17 protein-coding genes and 1 other annotated feature (1 of these 18 only partly in view) are annotated in these 16,288 nt (G+C 46.7%); of the genes, 9 read left to right on the top strand and 8 right to left on the bottom strand.

Going from position 1 to position 16,288, the window contains the following annotated elements; all coding sequences use genetic code 11:
* Nucleotides 1-235 (top strand) — a binding site (T-box leader); it begins 1 nt to the left of the window's first position.
* Between the two features lie 94 nt (nt 236-329).
* The 8 genes from KNQ07_RS07380 to KNQ07_RS07345 all read left to right on the top strand — a co-directional run bounded on the left by KNQ07_RS07380 (nt 330) and on the right by KNQ07_RS07345 (nt 8,461).
* Nucleotides 330-1,844, top strand: a complete 1,515-nt coding sequence (locus KNQ07_RS07380) for a peptide ABC transporter substrate-binding protein (protein WP_214765835.1) — start codon at nt 330-332, stop codon at nt 1,842-1,844.
* Nucleotides 1,845-2,038: 194 nt separating this feature from the next.
* Complete coding sequence (locus KNQ07_RS07375) at nt 2,039-3,322, top strand: methyl-accepting chemotaxis protein (RefSeq protein WP_214765833.1); 1,284 nt, start codon at nt 2,039-2,041, stop codon at nt 3,320-3,322.
* A 223-nt stretch (nt 3,323-3,545) separates the two neighbouring features.
* On the top strand, nt 3,546-5,069 hold the full coding sequence (locus tag KNQ07_RS07370; protein WP_214765831.1) for a flagellin N-terminal helical domain-containing protein: 1,524 nt from the start codon (nt 3,546-3,548) through the stop codon (nt 5,067-5,069).
* Nucleotides 5,070-5,577: 508 nt separating this feature from the next.
* The gene (locus KNQ07_RS07365; RefSeq protein WP_214765829.1) at nt 5,578-5,934 is read left to right on the top strand and encodes a flagellar protein FlaG; all 357 of its coding nucleotides are present in this window, start codon (nt 5,578-5,580) and stop codon (nt 5,932-5,934) included.
* A 17-nt stretch (nt 5,935-5,951) separates the two neighbouring features.
* Nucleotides 5,952-7,523, top strand: a complete 1,572-nt coding sequence (gene fliD / locus KNQ07_RS07360; protein ID WP_214765827.1) for a flagellar filament capping protein FliD — start codon at nt 5,952-5,954, stop codon at nt 7,521-7,523.
* A gap of 12 nt (nt 7,524-7,535) precedes the next feature.
* Nucleotides 7,536-7,904: a flagellar export chaperone FliS gene (gene fliS, locus KNQ07_RS07355; RefSeq protein ID WP_214765825.1), complete on the top strand. Its 369-nt coding sequence runs from the start codon at nt 7,536-7,538 to the stop codon at nt 7,902-7,904.
* Nucleotides 7,868-8,254, top strand: a complete 387-nt coding sequence (locus tag KNQ07_RS07350) for a hypothetical protein (RefSeq protein ID WP_251139497.1) — start codon at nt 7,868-7,870, stop codon at nt 8,252-8,254. The genes fliS and KNQ07_RS07350 overlap by 37 nt, the downstream gene beginning before the upstream one ends.
* Before the next feature lie 27 nt (nt 8,255-8,281).
* Entirely contained in the window at nt 8,282-8,461 is a 180-nt protein-coding gene (locus KNQ07_RS07345; RefSeq protein ID WP_214765823.1) for a hypothetical protein, read from the top strand.
* Nucleotides 8,462-8,494: 33 nt separating this feature from the next.
* Here the strand turns inward: KNQ07_RS07345 and KNQ07_RS07340 are convergent, their stop codons facing one another.
* From KNQ07_RS07340 to KNQ07_RS07305, 8 genes are all read right to left on the bottom strand, one after another.
* Nucleotides 8,495-10,249 (bottom strand): GGDEF domain-containing protein, encoded by a 1,755-nt coding sequence (locus KNQ07_RS07340; RefSeq protein WP_214765821.1) that lies wholly within the window; start codon nt 10,247-10,249, stop codon nt 8,495-8,497.
* A gap of 101 nt (nt 10,250-10,350) precedes the next feature.
* Entirely contained in the window at nt 10,351-11,016 is a 666-nt protein-coding gene (locus KNQ07_RS07335; RefSeq protein WP_214765819.1) for a DUF2225 domain-containing protein, read from the bottom strand.
* Between the two features lie 23 nt (nt 11,017-11,039).
* The gene (locus KNQ07_RS07330; protein ID WP_014971201.1) at nt 11,040-11,480 is read right to left on the bottom strand and encodes a YaaR family protein; all 441 of its coding nucleotides are present in this window, start codon (nt 11,478-11,480) and stop codon (nt 11,040-11,042) included.
* Between the two features lie 18 nt (nt 11,481-11,498).
* Nucleotides 11,499-12,392: a flagellin N-terminal helical domain-containing protein gene (locus KNQ07_RS07325; RefSeq protein WP_214765817.1), complete on the bottom strand. Its 894-nt coding sequence runs from the start codon at nt 12,390-12,392 to the stop codon at nt 11,499-11,501.
* On the bottom strand, nt 12,392-12,784 hold the full coding sequence (locus tag KNQ07_RS07320) for a flagellar export chaperone FliS (RefSeq protein WP_214765815.1): 393 nt from the start codon (nt 12,782-12,784) through the stop codon (nt 12,392-12,394). Before KNQ07_RS07320 ends, KNQ07_RS07325 begins: the two co-directional genes overlap by 1 nt.
* On the bottom strand, nt 12,781-13,071 hold the full coding sequence (locus KNQ07_RS07315; RefSeq protein WP_012371297.1) for an EscU/YscU/HrcU family type III secretion system export apparatus switch protein: 291 nt from the start codon (nt 13,069-13,071) through the stop codon (nt 12,781-12,783). The genes KNQ07_RS07320 and KNQ07_RS07315 overlap by 4 nt, the downstream gene beginning before the upstream one ends.
* Before the next feature lie 9 nt (nt 13,072-13,080).
* Entirely contained in the window at nt 13,081-15,021 is a 1,941-nt protein-coding gene (locus KNQ07_RS07310) for a hypothetical protein (protein WP_214765813.1), read from the bottom strand.
* A 94-nt stretch (nt 15,022-15,115) separates the two neighbouring features.
* A complete protein-coding gene (locus tag KNQ07_RS07305) occupies nt 15,116-15,622 on the bottom strand; it encodes a competence protein ComK (RefSeq protein ID WP_214765811.1) in 507 nt (168 codons plus the stop codon).
* Nucleotides 15,623-15,872: 250 nt separating this feature from the next.
* Between KNQ07_RS07305 and KNQ07_RS07300 the strand changes: the two genes are divergently transcribed.
* Nucleotides 15,873-16,073 carry a cold shock domain-containing protein gene (locus KNQ07_RS07300; protein ID WP_053454190.1) on the top strand — a complete coding sequence of 67 codons (201 nt, stop codon included), beginning with the start codon at nt 15,873-15,875 and terminating at the stop codon, nt 16,071-16,073.
* Nucleotides 16,074-16,288 lie beyond the last annotated feature (215 nt).

The following is a 16,288-nucleotide window of genomic DNA, read 5'->3' as shown; positions in this document are numbered from 1 at the left end:
ACAAATCAACGACGCGGAGTAAGTACCGTCAACACTGCCGACAAAGCGAGTCAGGAAAGGTGAGAGCCTGACGCGGTAAGCTGATCAGGGAATGGACCGCTGAGAGCCTGTTGAACGATTCAGTAGACAGGACGGTTGCCCCCGTTACCGGGCTAGCTGGTTGTTGGACCAGCGACAAGAGGAGATTTTTAATCTCAACTAGAGGTGGCACCGCGCGGATACAGGCGTCCTCTATGCATCAGCTTTTGCTATGCATAGAGGGCGTCTTTTGTTTTACGTCAAGGAACGCCGAATCATCCAACGCACATTATCTTTAGGAGGAATTTTTGATGAAAAAGACATTGATCGCGGCGGCAAGTACGGCGTTCCTGCTTGCAGGATGCTCCACAACGGATACGGAAAAAGCAGCACCTAATAAAAACGAAAAGAAAGTTTTGCACACGATGGAAAGTTATGACCTTCTGTCGGTCGACCCGGCAGATGCCATCACGTCAAACATCTTCAACCAAATTTACGAAGGACTCTACCGCTTTGATGCCAAGAACGAACTCGTACCGGCAGCGGCGAAGTCGCATAGCGTGTCGGAAGACGGAAAAGTTTATACGTTTAAGCTCGACCCGAACGCCAAATGGTCGGACGGCAAGCCGGTCACAGCGGAAAACTTCCGGTATGCGTATGAGCGTGTCATCGAGACGAACTCACCGTTCGCGTACCTGCTTGAGCCGGTTAAGGAAACAAAGGTCATTGACGATCAGACGTTACAGATTGAACTGAAACGCCCGACACCGTACTTCCTCAGCATGACGACGTTTGGCACGTACATGCCAGTCCGGGAAGATATCGTCAAAGCACAAGGTGAGAAGTTCGGAACCGATCCGAAGACAAACGTCTACAACGGACCGTTTACGTTCAAAAAATATCAGGCTGAGCAAGGCTATACGCTCGCGAAAAATGCGGACTACGCGGACCGAAAAAACGTTAAGATTGACGAAGTCGACGTCAAAATCATCAAGGATCCAATGCTTGCGATCAACCTGTTTGAGACAGGCGAGCTTGATGTCGCACCACTCAACTCGGAAAACGTCGTCACGTACAAAAATAAAAAAGAGTACAACGCGTTCAGTGACTCACGGATGTTCTTCATCCGGATGAATCAAAAAACGGATGCGCTGAAAGATCAGAAGACGCGTCAGGCGATTGACGCGGCATACGATAAAAAAGCACTGACGGAAACGTTACTTGGTAACGGTTCATTGCCGGCGGATTACATCGTCCCACAAGAACTCGATCCGAACTATGACAAGACCCGTCAGATTGAATCTTCGTTTGATGCGGCACAAGCGAAACAAGTCCTCGCTGATCAAAACCTTGAGTTGACGATGATCATTGAAGATGACGATGTCTCGAAGAAAATCGGTGAGTACATCCAAGGTTCGCTGAAGCAACAAAACGTCGATGTGAAACTGTTGTCCCTCCCGAAAAAAGAACGGTTGGCACGTGAAGGACGAGGGGATTACGACTTGTCACTCGCGAGCTGGGCTCCGGATTATCAAGATGCAACAACGTACTTGAACCTCTTCATGACAGGGAATCCGTTTAACATGATGGACTACTCGAACAAGAAGTACGATGGTCTCTTGAAACAGGCGGAAAACGAACTTGATCAAGATAAACGTTTAGAACTGTTAAGCAAAGCAGAAACGATGTTGCTTGACGATCAAGCGATTTCACCAGTTTACCAACGGAAAAATGCCTTCCTCCAAAATACGGAAGTCAAAAACCTGACCCGTCACAATGTTGGAACAGATATCTCGTATAAATATGTCGAGATTGACCGCAAGTAACGAATTGACCTTACAGATACCCAAGTAACCTTCTTTCTATAGAAATGTTGCTTGGGTATTTTTTGCGTAGTTGCATTTGTGACAAAAGCACGAGAAGGAAGAACTGTAAAATCAGGTCAATCCTATTAAAGCGTTCTCAGAATTGACCGATAAAGAAGGTGATGAGATTTGAAACAGGAAAGGGAGTTTCGAAGATGAGTAAGCTACGGAAAAATTTAAAGATGCGTTTGTTTGTTTGGGTCTTGGCGATTTCAGTCATTACGGGTGGGATTTCAGCACAGTTGACGTTGTTCTTAAACCGGGGACTTAATGTCGCTGACGGACCGTCGATTTGGTTAGGCGCCGGGATTGGGTTAGTTTTATCCGTCATCGGTTCGGCATTGATCCAATTGATTCTCCGTCAACCAATCAAAGCGATTGAAAAGGCGACGGAAACGGCGCGTGAAGTCGCAAACGGTAACTTTAACGTTGATTTTGAAGAAGCGAAACGCGGCGACGAAGTCGATCAACTGATGCATGAACTTGAAGTCATGGTCTTACATATCCGCAAACAAGCGACACAGATGGGCAGTTCAAGTGACAAATTGACCGCGTCAGCGCAAGAGATTGCAGCGGCTGTCCAAGAAGGCAATGCATCAGGTGAAAGCATCCGTTCAGCGATGGCAGAATTGTCAACAAAGATGAATGAGAACGTTGATCAAGCTTACTTATCGATGGACGCGCTCGGCGCCGTCAAACGGACGATGGATGAAGTGGCAAAAGAGATGAACGAAGCGTTGAAATCGGCGACGGTCATGCAGACGGAAGCGGAGAACGGGAAGACGCTGGCGACAGATTCTGTCGAAGCGATGCATATGATTTCAAGTAAGATGGAACAATCAGCGACATTGAACAGTCGACTGACCGGCATGACAGGTGAAATCTCGCGGATTACCGATGTCATCAGTGATATCTCGGCCCAAACGAACTTACTCAGTCTGAATGCCTCGATTGAAGCGGCGCGGGCTGGTGATGCTGGACGTGGATTTGCTGTCGTCGCAGCGGAAGTCAAAAAACTCGCTGAACAGACCGCAACGTCGGCAAAAGAAATCACGGATTTAATTTCCGGTGTCAAACGTCTCGTCAATGATACAGCGAACGCGATGACGGACGTTCAAAAAGAAGTGGCAACCGGTGTCGGTCTCGTCGAACAAGCCGGTTCTTCATTCGAAGAGATTCACCAGTCGACAGAAAGTGTTTATTCGCGTGTTCAGTCGGTCGATCAACTCGTCATCAAGTCAGATAAAGAAATCGATCAGGTTGGTTTAACGACTGCGAATATCCTCGCGATGGTCGAAGAAGCATCGAAACATGCGGAACAGGTCTTGCAGGCATCAAGCCATCAAGCGGCTTCACTTGGTGAGGTCAATGGCGCGATGGAAGAGTTGGTTGCAGTCGCGGAACAACTACAGGAAGAGACAGGCGCGACGCGTCTGTAAATCAGAAATCGTAGACGGAAGTAGCGTCTGCGATTTTTGTTTGAACTTTTTTATTTTTTTTGAGAGAAATTGTTAAACATTTCGGTACGGCGACGATATATAGAGTGGAAGCAGTCATCGACTACAACCACCGCGCTACTCTTGGGCCGGCCAGGGGGCGCATCTCGGCGAAGACGGATCTTCAAAGAGACAAAAAAAATATTCCTATGGAGGGAAACTTAAAATGATTATCAATCACAACATTACAGCTCTTAACACACACAACAAACTTTCGAGCGCTTCTGCAGCTCAAAGTAAATCAATGGAGAAACTCGCTTCAGGTCTTCGCATCAATAAAGCGGGCGATGATGCAGCTGGTCTTGCAATTTCCGAGAAAATGCGCGGACAAGTTCGTGGACTTGATCAAGCATCAAAAAACTCACAAGATGGTATTTCAATGATTCAAACAGCTGAAGGTGCATTAAACGAAACACATGACATCCTTCAACGGATGCGTGAATTAGCAGTTCAATCAGGAAACGATACAAACACTGACTCAGATCGTGGTGAACTACAAAAAGAAGTTGACCAATTGGCTTCTGAAATTACACGTATCTCTAACAATACAGAATTCAATACAAAAAAACTTCTTGATGGCGGGATTAAATCTGGAAACATTAGTGATGTAAAGTTCCATATCGGAGCTAATAAAGATCAAAATCTATCTGTTGAAATCAATGCAATGGATGCAAAAACGCTTGGCGTAACAAGAGATGTAGCAGTAGGAACTGTATCTTCTGCGACAAACGTTACTGGCGCTAAGTTTTCTGGTAATTTAGGGACTGGAGTTGTTGACGGAGCATCAATTGCAGTTACTGCAGCTGTTCAAGCTCAAGGATCAATTGCTACTACAACCGCAGCTGGTTTTACATTTAACACTGCTGATAACTCAGATTCATTGAATGGTTATACGATAACAGTTAGCAATACAGCTTCAGCTTCAGCGGCAACTGCAACAGTTGATAAAACTAATAAAACTATTGCACTACAAGTAAATGATACTTCTACTACTGAAACAACAGCTGCTACTGTAAATACTGCATTAAATGCTGCTCTAACGACAGCGGGAATTACTGATGTACGATTTGCAGCAACAGGAAGTGCAACAACTGGGTCAGGAACTGGTACAGGTACGTTAACTGGAGGAACTCAAGATACTGTACGATTAACAGCAACAAGTGGTGCGACAGTTGAAACTGTAGATGTTAAAGGAAATGCTAAATCAGCTAAGTTTACTGACGTAAGTAAATTTAACGGTGTTGAGCTTCAACTTAACGGAAACTTAAGCTCAGGTACAGGTACGGCAACTACCTCTACTGCTGCCACGATTGCTATTGATAAAAATTCTTCTACTAGTGCAGCTTTTGCAAATAGTGCTTTGAGTAATAAAGCTGAAGTAGCTGGTGGAATTGATATTTCTTCTCAATCTACAGCTAACGCTGCTGTTGAAAAGATTAATACTGCAATTGAAACAGTTTCAGCAGAACGCTCAAAATTAGGTGCTTCACAAAACCGTCTCGAGCACACAATCAACAACCTTAAAACATCTTCTGAAAACCTAACAGCTGCGGAATCACGTATCCGTGACGTTGACATGGCTAAAGAAATGATGAACCAAACAAAGAACTCGATTCTTGCGCAAGCTGCACAAGCAATGTTGGCTCAATCGAATCAAACACCCCAAGGCGTGCTTCAACTCCTTCGGTAATTTGATTCCACCGGGCGTCTGATCGGGTAACTGATCAGAGCATGACTGGGTGAATTGCTGGAACTCCTTTAGAGCCTTGATGTACGACAACGTGGCTGGAAACGGCGAGCGTGACCGTTCTGAAAAACGTCAAGGATTGGACAATCAGCAGCCAAGCACCTGTAGGGAAACCTTGGTGAAGGTTCAACGACTAGGATAGACGACCTAATGGACATGTCTGATGGTTATGAAATCCGTACTCCGTAAACGGCGGGGGAAGTGCCCAGCTCCTAGTAAACCTAGGATGAAGATATAGTCTTATCATTAGCGAAAGCTAATGCGCGTAGCAAGCGAACCAACAGCCGCAAGGCGTTCTCCAATTACTCCGTTAATCGTAATTGGTCGTATAGCTTATTTAAAGGTCATGGACTCGTTCCATGGCCTTTTTCTATTGAATTTTAAAACAGGTATTACAAGTTATCCGATTATGCCGATATACTACATAGAGAAGAAAAAGGAGTGTTTGTCCATGAATTCCATCAATACGGAAATCCGGCTTCACCTGCCTGAAAATGTCTTACCGTACGAAGCGACCCGCAATGTCTTCGTCGAAGCGAATCAACAGGATTTGGCACAGGATGGCATTGTCATTTTGCCGACGCCACAACATATCACGAAACTTGAAACGGCCATCGAAAAAGCGAATGTTCAGCTCGAAGCACAACGAACAGGACTAAAGTTTGTCAAACATGAAAAATTGAATGAATTTTATATTCAGGTCGTCGATGCGGAGAACCACGTCGTTCAAGAAATACCAAGTAAAAAAGAACTCGATTTTTTTGCCGCTTTTATGGAATTTAATCAATTAATCGATAAACGGATTTAAAGGAAAGGACTGATTGGATGGCAGGGATACGTCTTAGTGGTCTCGCGAGTGGAATTGATACGGAAACGATGATCAAACAATTGATGCAGGCAGAACGCGCGCCGGTCGATCGGCTTTCGCAAAAGAAACAAACCTTAACATGGCAACGCGATGCCTACCGTGAAATGAACCGGGGGCTTCTTGATTTACGAACGGCAGCAAGTGATATGCTTTTATCAAAAAATTATACGTCGAAGACAGCGACAAGCTCGGATGCTTCAAAAGTTTCGGTGACAGCGAATCCGGCAGCGACAGCAGGGAGCGTCACCATTGACAGCGTGACGCAACTCGCATCGGCCTCTTCGCTTGTCATTTCACGCCATGCTTCCGCGACAGGAGCAATTTCCAGTCAGACGAAACTGGATGCGAGTGGTTTAGTCGCAAAAGACGGTTCCGGGAACATGAAACTGGAGTTAGCAACCTATCAGGTGGACGGAACGGCTGGAACGCCGGTGACGATGGAGTTTGATGGAACGGCAACGATCGGTGACCTTGTATCGAAAATTAACAGTGATAAATCACTTGGTTTAAGTGCCGTCTTCAATGATATTACCGGAAAATTGGTTCTGACACGTCAAAGTACGGGAAAACTCGCTGCATCCAACGAAATTTCATGGACCGATAAAAATACACCGGTTGCTGGTACAGAACCTGTCAAGACAGCAGTCGAAGGTAAGAACGCCATCTACAGCATCGGTGGAACCGCGCTGGAACAAAAAACGAATACTTTTGCACAAAACGGTCTGGCGATTACGTTGAACGCAACGTCCACAATAGCGACTACCCTTAATACAAAACTCGATACGCAAGCGAATTTTGATTCGATTAAAAAATTCGTCGATAAGTATAATGAGATGGTTGATAAAATGAACAAAAAAGTCCGGGAAGAAAAATATCGTGATTTTCAGCCGTTGACAGATGCTCAGCGCAAAGATCTAAGTGAAGACGAAGTCAAGAAGTGGGAAGAGAAGGCGATAAGCGGAGTCTTGAAAAACGACAGTTTTCTGCGTGACGGGATAAACTCATTCCGTAGTGCCATCTCGGCGAAAATTGATACCGGCTATTCGTATACATCAGGAACAGATACGATTCAGTTACAATACATGTCGCAAATCGGTATTACTTCCACCAGCGACTTCCGTGATGGTGGGAAATTGAAGTTGGACGAAGCGAAGCTCAAGAAAATGCTTGAAGAACAGCCTGAAGGCGTCTATAAGTTGTTTACTGCGGATGCTCCGGAAACAGTAACTAATCCCTATGGTTCTGTTACGAAAAACACGGGACTCGATGGATTCGTTCGTCAAATTCAAAGCTTCGCTACAACGATGCGTGATAAAATTTCGAAAGTTGCCGGACTCGACGGTGCTGTTGCGACGACGTATCGTCTTGGAAAAACGTTGGCGGATCTCGATAAAAGCATGTTGACATGGAATGATAAACTTAAAACAAAAGAAGACAGTTATTATCGCCGATTCGCAGCGATGGAAAAAGCGATGAGCCAGGCGAATAGTCAATCAGCTACGCTCTCGAACTATCTTACTCAAGGATAAGGAGGATCAGTTATGAATCCATACGCTACTTACCAAACGAACTCAGTCACGACCGCTCTACCACAGGATTTGACGCTGATGCTCTACGAAGGACTAATCAAGTTTACGATGCTTGCGAAACGTAACATTGAGAGCGGATTAATTCAGGAAAAAAATACGAATATTCAAAAGGCACAGGCAATTGTCATGGAACTCCAACTGACGCTTAACCAGTCGATTGCTTTGTCAAAAGACTTAAATAATCTCTATGACTACATGCAGGGCCGTCTGATTGATGCCAACGTAAAAAACGATGTTGTCGCGATTGACGAAGTGATCGGTTTTGCGGAAGAATTCCGGGAAACATGGAAAGAAGCGATGAAGCTCGCGCGTCAACGATGAGTCCGCTTGATCCGCTCCGTCTGAAGACGAAACATCTGATGGAGTTGTTGGAGCAAACTCCGGAGGAAGACGTCTATGACGAGTGGCTAGTGAAGGTTCAGAACCTATTGAATGAACGGGAAGCGTTCATTGCCGCCCATTCGAACTTGCTGGCCGGTGCCAATCAAGCCGTCATTCAGGAGCTTGTCGCCGACAGTCGAAAAATCGACTTGAAATTATCGTCAGAAACCGCTAAATTAGGGGTACAAATCAATCAATTGCGTCAGACGAAAACAAGTCGTAAATCGTATATCGATCCTTATGAAGAAGTCGAAGGCAGTTTTTCACCGTATTTTGATTCTCGTCAGTAACTTTCTATGCTTAGGGAGGGATCGCGCGTGACAAAACGTGAAGATAAGAAACGAAAGGTCGTTAAACCATTTTATCGCTCCGACGGCTCGTACGATCAGTTCATCGAACCGGATGTTGAGTCAGAATCCTGGGAAGAGGTGGAACGGCCGATTTCTGATTTACCGGATGCGTATGAAGAAGAAAAATATCGGCGCGAGTCGTTGTAACGAAAAGGACTTTCCATCACGGGAAGTCCTTTTTCATTTAAAGCGATAAGCATTTTTCTCATGCTGTTTGACATTATACATCGCTTCGTCGGCCAGGATTAATAGCAGGCTCGTCGTCGCTCCATCCTCCGGATAACGAGCAATCCCGATCGACGGTGTAATCGACATCTCAATTCCTTGAAACCAAAATGGTTGGTTGAGCCGATCAATCAAATTTTCTGTATAGCGAATTGTCTCTGTTTTGGACCGAAGTAAGAAGACAATGAATTCGTCACCACCGAGCCGTGCTGCGACTTCGTCGTTCTGAAGACGAAGTCGAAGTCGATTGGCGGTCTCTTGGAGGACGTAATCCCCCGCATCATGTCCATATTGATCGTTGACCTGTTTGAAACCATCCAAATCGATGAATAGCAAAGAACCGTCATCTAGTCGCGTCAATTTTTTTTCCAGTTGTTCTTCGAAGTAACGTCGGTTCGGCAGTCGCGTCAAAGCATCGTGGTAGCCGAGGCTCTCGAGCCATTTTTCCTGTTCAATCGTCTCCGTGATATCGGACAGTAAGACGTAAACGTAAGAGTGACCAGGAACGGGAATCAACGTTGTATCGTAAGTCAGTTTATCTTCTTGTAAAAGTAGTTTACGGCTGGACGTGAGACCTGCCACTTCAAGCCGTAGCTGATTTAACAACTGATTCGGTAAGTCTTGTCCGAAGCGTGCTGTGGCTTCCGGATTCATCGCGTGCAGTGTACCTGAACGATTAATTTGAAGAATCATCTCCGGGTGGTCGAGGAACAATCGTCGGTATTCTTCTTTTCGTAATTCGAGTAGTGACGTTTGTTCTTTGACATGCTGGGCAAGGTCCAGTTCGACAATCGCGTGTTCCTGAAACAATTGCTGATTGAGGTGTTCAGAGAAGAATTGACGAATCAAAAATAATGAAAAAAGAACTGTAACCGCTAAAAGATAAACGATATCGGGTACTTCGAAAAAGGTAATCCAGATCAGCAAGAGGGCAAGACTGATATAGGAAAGATAGGGACGGGACAACGTCCGTTGACTGGATTCGACGGATGGTACGTTCCGAAAATACTCGATCAAGCCAGCTAAACCGATTGGATAAAGCGGTAAAAAGAAGACGGCGATTTCGAGTTGATCACGGACAAGAAACGTATAGTAGCCAAAGTTCGTAACACAAAACAGGAAGACCGCCTGAAGCAATAAACGATGCCGTATCGTATCCCGCAGTCTAGTCGTATAAAGGATTAAAAAAGCGAATAAAAGCGCCAAAAAACAGAAGGCATAGATTGTCATTGCCAACAGTTCAAGAGATGTCCGAGCAAATGCTGGTAGATTTTGCAGAATCAGTACGTAACCTAAGGCAAGCGACATCCCGAACAAGATGAAGCCATCGAGATACAGCAAACGATTTTGCTGGAACGACGACCAGTCAATCAGCCGGAACAGGACAAGCGCCGTCATGAATAAAAAGAGCGTCAACGTGACGTTCGCCAGTGCATCCGACCAGACGGGATGAAACCGGCTCGGCAATACAGCCAACACGAAGTTGATGACAAGACCAAGCCAAAACAGCAGCACGGCCTGACCGATCAACCGGTACGGATGATGTGGTCGGGGCTTAAGAAATTGAACATACGCGAAGCGAGCACAGTAACTTAAGCCGATCAATGTACTGACCCCAGCAAGTATGGGCGTTACAGTCGAAGTGAATGTCAAAAATAAGACGGTATAAACCGTCAGTACATACAGATTGAGGATAGAAGTCCTGACCATACGTTCGTCTCCTTTCCAAAAGATATTCTGCTGTTTTGTTTCGTCATTAAGAAAGAAAACCCCTGTTTCGTCCAGTAAATCAAAGACGAACAGGGTGGAAGTCAAATCACATGATTTTCGCGGTACAGTTCCCAGTGGTCCCGGGCATCTTTTTTAATCCGATCAGATACTGTCTTACTTTGGAAGATAACGCTGTACCATTGTTTTGCATTTTCTGTATCGTCCAAAACAGCATAAAGATCACCAATCCGTAATAGCAGGACATCATGCGGAATACCTGTCCGGATTGCATCTGTATATTCCAAATAAAGTGTTTCATATTTTTTGACGGATCGTCCGATCCAGATCAGTTCCTGCTCGTTATTTTCTAATAGCCGGTACATCCAAGAAATGCGGACGCCGAGCATTGCTTGGATACTATCTTTTTGAAGTGTGACTTGTGCCATATATAAAGACAGTTTATATAGATAAAGTGCTTGTTTGGTCGAGCGTTTGGTCACTGCGAACGGTAAAACTGGAAGTGAAGGCAAAATTTCAGTCAATGTTTCCCGGACATCAGGACGTAGCTTTTCAAAGGACTCGTGAAAAATGAAGTGGCACTGTTTACATTGAACAGGTTCGTAATAATAGACGTTTGGACCTTGATAATGAATAAAACCATCAAAGTCGGTCCGTTCAGTCCGAATATGGCGGCTTAAAACGCGTTGTGTCTCTGTTTCTTTGAGACAATAAGGGCAACGACATTTTTTAAGATAAAGATCAGGCATGATGCGTGCTCCTCAAGATAAATTTAAACAAAAACGTTGACGAGCATTCCTTTAATTTCACCGATTTGATCAAGGATCTCAAGACGGCGTGATTCTCCGGAAATGACATTGTCAGTTAACTGCAGTAACTTAGCATCAACCTGTTCGACGACCTTGTAGATTTTCGTGCGACCGCGGCGGTTGAAACCACGCTTTTCTTCCAGCTGTTGCGATTGGTCGAGAGCATCTTTTAAGAAGTCCTTGATTTTTTCTTTATAGGCTTCGAGATGTTCGATCGTCTGGCTTTCCGCGAGCAACTGACCGTGCTCTTCGACGAGCATCAGTTTTTGTTGCAGGCGTTCGTACCCTTTATGTTCGCGTTTATCCTGCATCAAAGCCGAAAACGTCGTCGAGGCTTCGACCTCACGTGGTCCGGTCTTCGGTGTCTGCAGGCGGCTTGTTTCTTGGATGCGCCGGATGTCCATCAGTGATTCCTCCTTCGATTAGTTGAGTAATTGTAAAACGCCTTGCGGTAAGGCGTTGGCTTGAGCAATCATCGCCATACCAGATTGGTTGAGAATATTGTATTTAGCATACTCCATCATTTCTCGCGCCATATCTGTATCGCGGATCCGTGACTCGGACGCTGTCAAATTTTCTTTACTGACGCTTAGTACAGACGATGTTGCTTCGAAACGATTTTGGATGGCTCCAAGTTTTGCACGTTGTTGGGAAATCGTATCGATGGCTGTTGTGTAACGACTAAGAGCTGTATCAGCGTCTTTGCTTGTCATGACACTGAGCGCATACTCCGGTTTAGTTTTGACGGTTGGATAATCAAGTGCTTTAGCTGTGGTATTTGGTTTAGTGTTTGTACTGATTCCAATGTTTAGTGCGCGCATGTCACTAATAGTCAAAGCGATTCCTTCGTTAGCACCGGCATTTGTTTGAATGAATAGAGCGTTACTTTCTTTTCCATAACCGCCTGTCAGTAATTTTTTACCATTAAATTCTGTTGTCTCGGCAATCCGTGAGATTTCATTCGTCAACTGGTTGATTTCTTCCTGAATCGCCGTCCGGTCTTCTGTTGCAAGTGTCCCGTTTCCGGCTTGCACCGCCAGTTCCCGCATTCGTTGTAACAGGTTATGCGTTTCACTGAGTCCACCTTCGACCGTTTGAACCATCGAGATGCCGTCGAGGACGTTTTGTTCCGCTTTATCGAGTGCTTTGAGGCGGTTCCGCATTTTTTCCGAGATGGCGAGACCGGCTGCATCGTCGGCACCACGGTTGATCTTTTGACCGCTCGACAGTTTGTCCATCGTCGTCTTGACGTTCATCTGATTGGCACTTAAGTTTCGGTAGGCTTTTAGAGCCTGTACATTGTTTGAAATCCGCATTAGTAGTTCATCCCTTCGTAACGCTCATGATGTGCCGCCCGAACGAGGGGGCGGTCATTCTTCAGGCTGGCTGCCTGCCAGGTAACGAGCAGTTCTTCCGTCAGTTGCAACAGTTCTTCGAGGCATGTCGGCTTAAGATACGCCTGTAACGTCTGTTCGGCCAAGTAGTAATACAGTTGATCCAGCTGGGCCGTGATGATGCCGCCTTCGTCGTTCAGACCGGTCTGCAATTTTTCTAGCAACTGGTAAGCTTTTTGCAGACGGACGTTGACGCGATCGAACCGGCGCTCGTCGCGACCGATGATCGCCTGATCATATTGAAAGACCAAGCCTTTTAACATCGTCTCCGTCAATTGTTGCGGAGTCATTTGATACAGTTCTTGTTCGGTCATGAGTTCCGTCCTTTCGCGTGATCAAGTTCTTCAATCAATAATAACAATTCGGCCATTACATCATACAGTTGCGGCGGGATCGCCGTTCCAAGATCCAGGTCGAGCAGATGACCGAGCAACGACGTATCCTGTTCGATCGCGACGCCGCTGGCACGGGCTTCCTGTAAAATCCGGTCGGCTGCGGCACCCGTTGCCCGGGCGACGACGATCGGGGCATTGCCGGACGCTTCATCGTACCGGAGGACGGCCGCTGATTTACGGTGTTTTAAATCAATTTTCTGATACATAGGGCCTCCTTAAATCCGGTAATCGTAACCGGTTGGTGTCTCGTCCGGTTTGACGGTCTCCGCTGTTGTCTGATCTTTCGTAAAGGCATCGAAGCGGATCCGGACGTCCTGGTAACCGGTCGCTTGCAGAGCTTCCGTCGTCCGTTCGAGGAACGGTGTTGCCAGACGCTCGAGCAGTGGGAAATCATTTTCGATCGTAATCTGCATCTTCCGATTGACGGTCTCGACACGAACGCCGATGTCGCCGAGCCGTGGTGTCTCAAGTTGGACATATAACGTGTTGTTTTCCCAGTCGATCACTTCATCCGGTCGTTTATTTTGTAAGTGGACGTGGAGTCCGGCGGTCCCTTCGACGAGCTGGACGGGCAGGGCGAGCAACAGTTGTTGCAACTGCTGGTTGTTGTCCGGTTTATTGACCTGTTGCTGCGTGTTCAGGAACGTCTGCAGTTTCGCTGCTTCCGGATTTGCGGCCGGTGTCGCGAGCTTTAATTCCGCCGTCTGCAACTGGAGCGTTTTTTGGACTGTCTCCTGCAGGACACGCGGACTGTTTTGTCCCGGTTCGTACGGAATCGGTCGTTGTGCCGTCGGAGCCGGTTGGTTTGGTGAAACGGGCTGACTTGTCTGTGGGAGCAACGTTTGCTGCGGATTAGCAACAGCCGGACGTGAGCCCGGATTCAGTTCCGGTAAGTAGGCGGTGCGGACGTTTGCCGGAGCATAGCGGAAGGCTTCCAGCGCCAGCCGGACTTCCTGGACGACGGCTTTCGCTTCCGTCCCGCGTCCGAGCAGGGCCAGTTCCGTTCCGCGTTCGAGTTTCGACAACAGTTGAATCAATTGTTTTTCGTCACGCATGCTCGTATGTAACATCGCATCGGTCTGCTGGAACGTTTGCCGCAGCCGGTTCGCCGTACTTTCAATCACTTGCGCCATCTGGAGCGGTCGTTCCTCGACGAGCGGTTCGATTTGCCGCAGTTGTGAAACAATCGTCCGCTGTTGGCTGCGGAAATCATTCGTCACTTCGGCCAACCGTGGTGTTACTTCAGCAATGACCGTTAAATTCGACCGGACGGGAGCGACGAACGGAGCCGGAGCGGTTTTTTCTGTTGGCACTGCATGTGCCTGAGCGATGACAGCCGTCAATTGTTCGAGTTTACTTGGTGCCGGACGTTCTGCAAGTACCGGTCGTTCGCTCGGGAAATAAGACCGGAGTTGTTCCCGCACTGCTGGCAGGTCACCGCGGTCGATCTGAGCGAGGATGTCCGGCCGGACGTCTGCCGGAATATGCGTTGCGATTTGCCGGAGGGCGACCGGTGTTGCCTGATCGATGTCATGGTGTGTCGGAAGTGTCGCGCGGGCGACATCGAGTGCGATGACATTGCTGAGCGTCGGTTTCTCGATCACCGCCTGCCGTTCCGGTAAGACGTCGACCAACGAATCGGTTGAGCCGAGCAACTGGCCGATCAGGACGTTGGCATCAGCCGGCAGTGCACTGTCGGACGGACGTGTGACAAGCTGGAGGACCAGGTCCTTGTAAGTCCCTTGCAGGGCGGCGACGAGCCGGGCGACCGTTTCCGGTGTCTGCGGCAGTTGACCGGTCGCAAGCAGCCGGGCGACAGCCTGTTTTAATTCCGGCGGGAGATTGTCGAGTAAGGTGGCATCGACACCAGACGAATCCGCTTTAGCCGGTCCGGTCACCGGGACATCAGGCTCGGTCTGTTCCGTTACCTGCTCGATCAGATAACCTTCTGTCGTTTGACCTTTGACCTGGAATTGAAACGTGCCTTCCGGAACATCACCGGTGAAGGTCATCTCGACCTTCTCGCGGCCGACCTGGACGAGGGCCGTATTCGGACCCGTCTTTTCGAGGACGGTCCCGCTGTATGTTTTGGTCTCCGATAAGGTGGTCGTGGGGACGGAACGGGTCGGACTCGTTAGATTCATCTGGATATTCATCGATGAACCTCCTTTCTTGAAAAATTATTCATCTTATTATATATCGGCACAAACAAAAAAGGATTGAGCGAAATCATCGCCCAACCCATTTTTTTTACGATTTAATTGCATTAAAGCGGTCCTCTAATGTCATCGCGTTCAATTGCTGGTAACGAGCCATCAGCTCGCCGGTTGCTTTCATTTGGTTGCGGACGATGTAAGGAGAGGCGTTTACGGGAAGGATCATGCCGTTACGAGTTTTGAGTTTGGTCTGTCCGTCTTCCTCGATGACTTCGGACATGTGGCTCCAGGCGTACCACTCGCAATCATCACGCTTTGGTGATTTGGTAGGGAAAAAGACGAGGCCGAGTGTCGGTTCAATGACAACTGGAACTTTTCCTTTTACGGAAGCGACACGTTTTGCCGTGACAATCCGTTCTTCGATGGAACTGTTGTACTGTCTACACGATAACTGTAAAAGTTGATACGGACGAAGCGGTGTCATGATCGTTGACCCGTCTTCCAGGACGATGATGGATTGTTTCATCATGTCATAGCAGGGTAAAATCGCGACGGTCCGTTTCGTGATTCGATACTTTTCGTCATTATAGAATGGTCGCATTCGACTGCATCCTCCTTAAATAGGACAATGGATAAAACAGGTAATTACTAACGATATAATACAATACTACACCTGTAATGACAATGTGGTTTTTTTAAATATATAGCAATGAGTAGAATCAATATCATAATATTAATAATGAATTCAAATTAATCAGAATTTTTAATTGTCAATAATTGCTTCTTTTGATAGTATACTCGGTAGAGAGCTTGCTCTCGCAATCCAGTTTGCGAAGGGAACGTGAATTCGAATGGAACAAGGTAAAGTAAAATGGTTTAATGCTGAAAAAGGTTACGGCTTCATCGAGACATCGGATGCAAAAGACGTCTTCGTGCACTTCTCGGCAATTCAAGCAGATGGCTACAAATCACTTGAAGAAGGCGAAGAAGTAGAATTCGAAATCGTCGAAGGCGATCGCGGCCCGCAAGCGGCAAACGTCTCGAAACTGTAATTCCGTTAGCAGCCACCACCGTTTTTAGGAATCTCCTAAAAGCGGTTTTTTTGTTTCATCTCAATTTGTTAAGGGTATATACGCTAATATCAACAGGCAACAACTATTATAGTACGCTAGGTTTAGCAGGAGATGTTCAACAGAATGTCACCGTTTTCATTTCCTTGCAGGGCTTATCGTGATATAATAATTACGAACCAAAAGAATTTTGAATC

Origin of the sequence: Exiguobacterium sp. s145, from assembly GCF_018618835.1 — a bacterium.
Classification (GTDB): domain Bacteria; phylum Bacillota; class Bacilli; order Exiguobacteriales; family Exiguobacteriaceae; genus Exiguobacterium_A; species Exiguobacterium_A artemiae.
The sequence above is the reverse complement of the archived record's forward strand: the minus strand, read 5'-3'. Positions and strand labels throughout refer to the sequence as shown.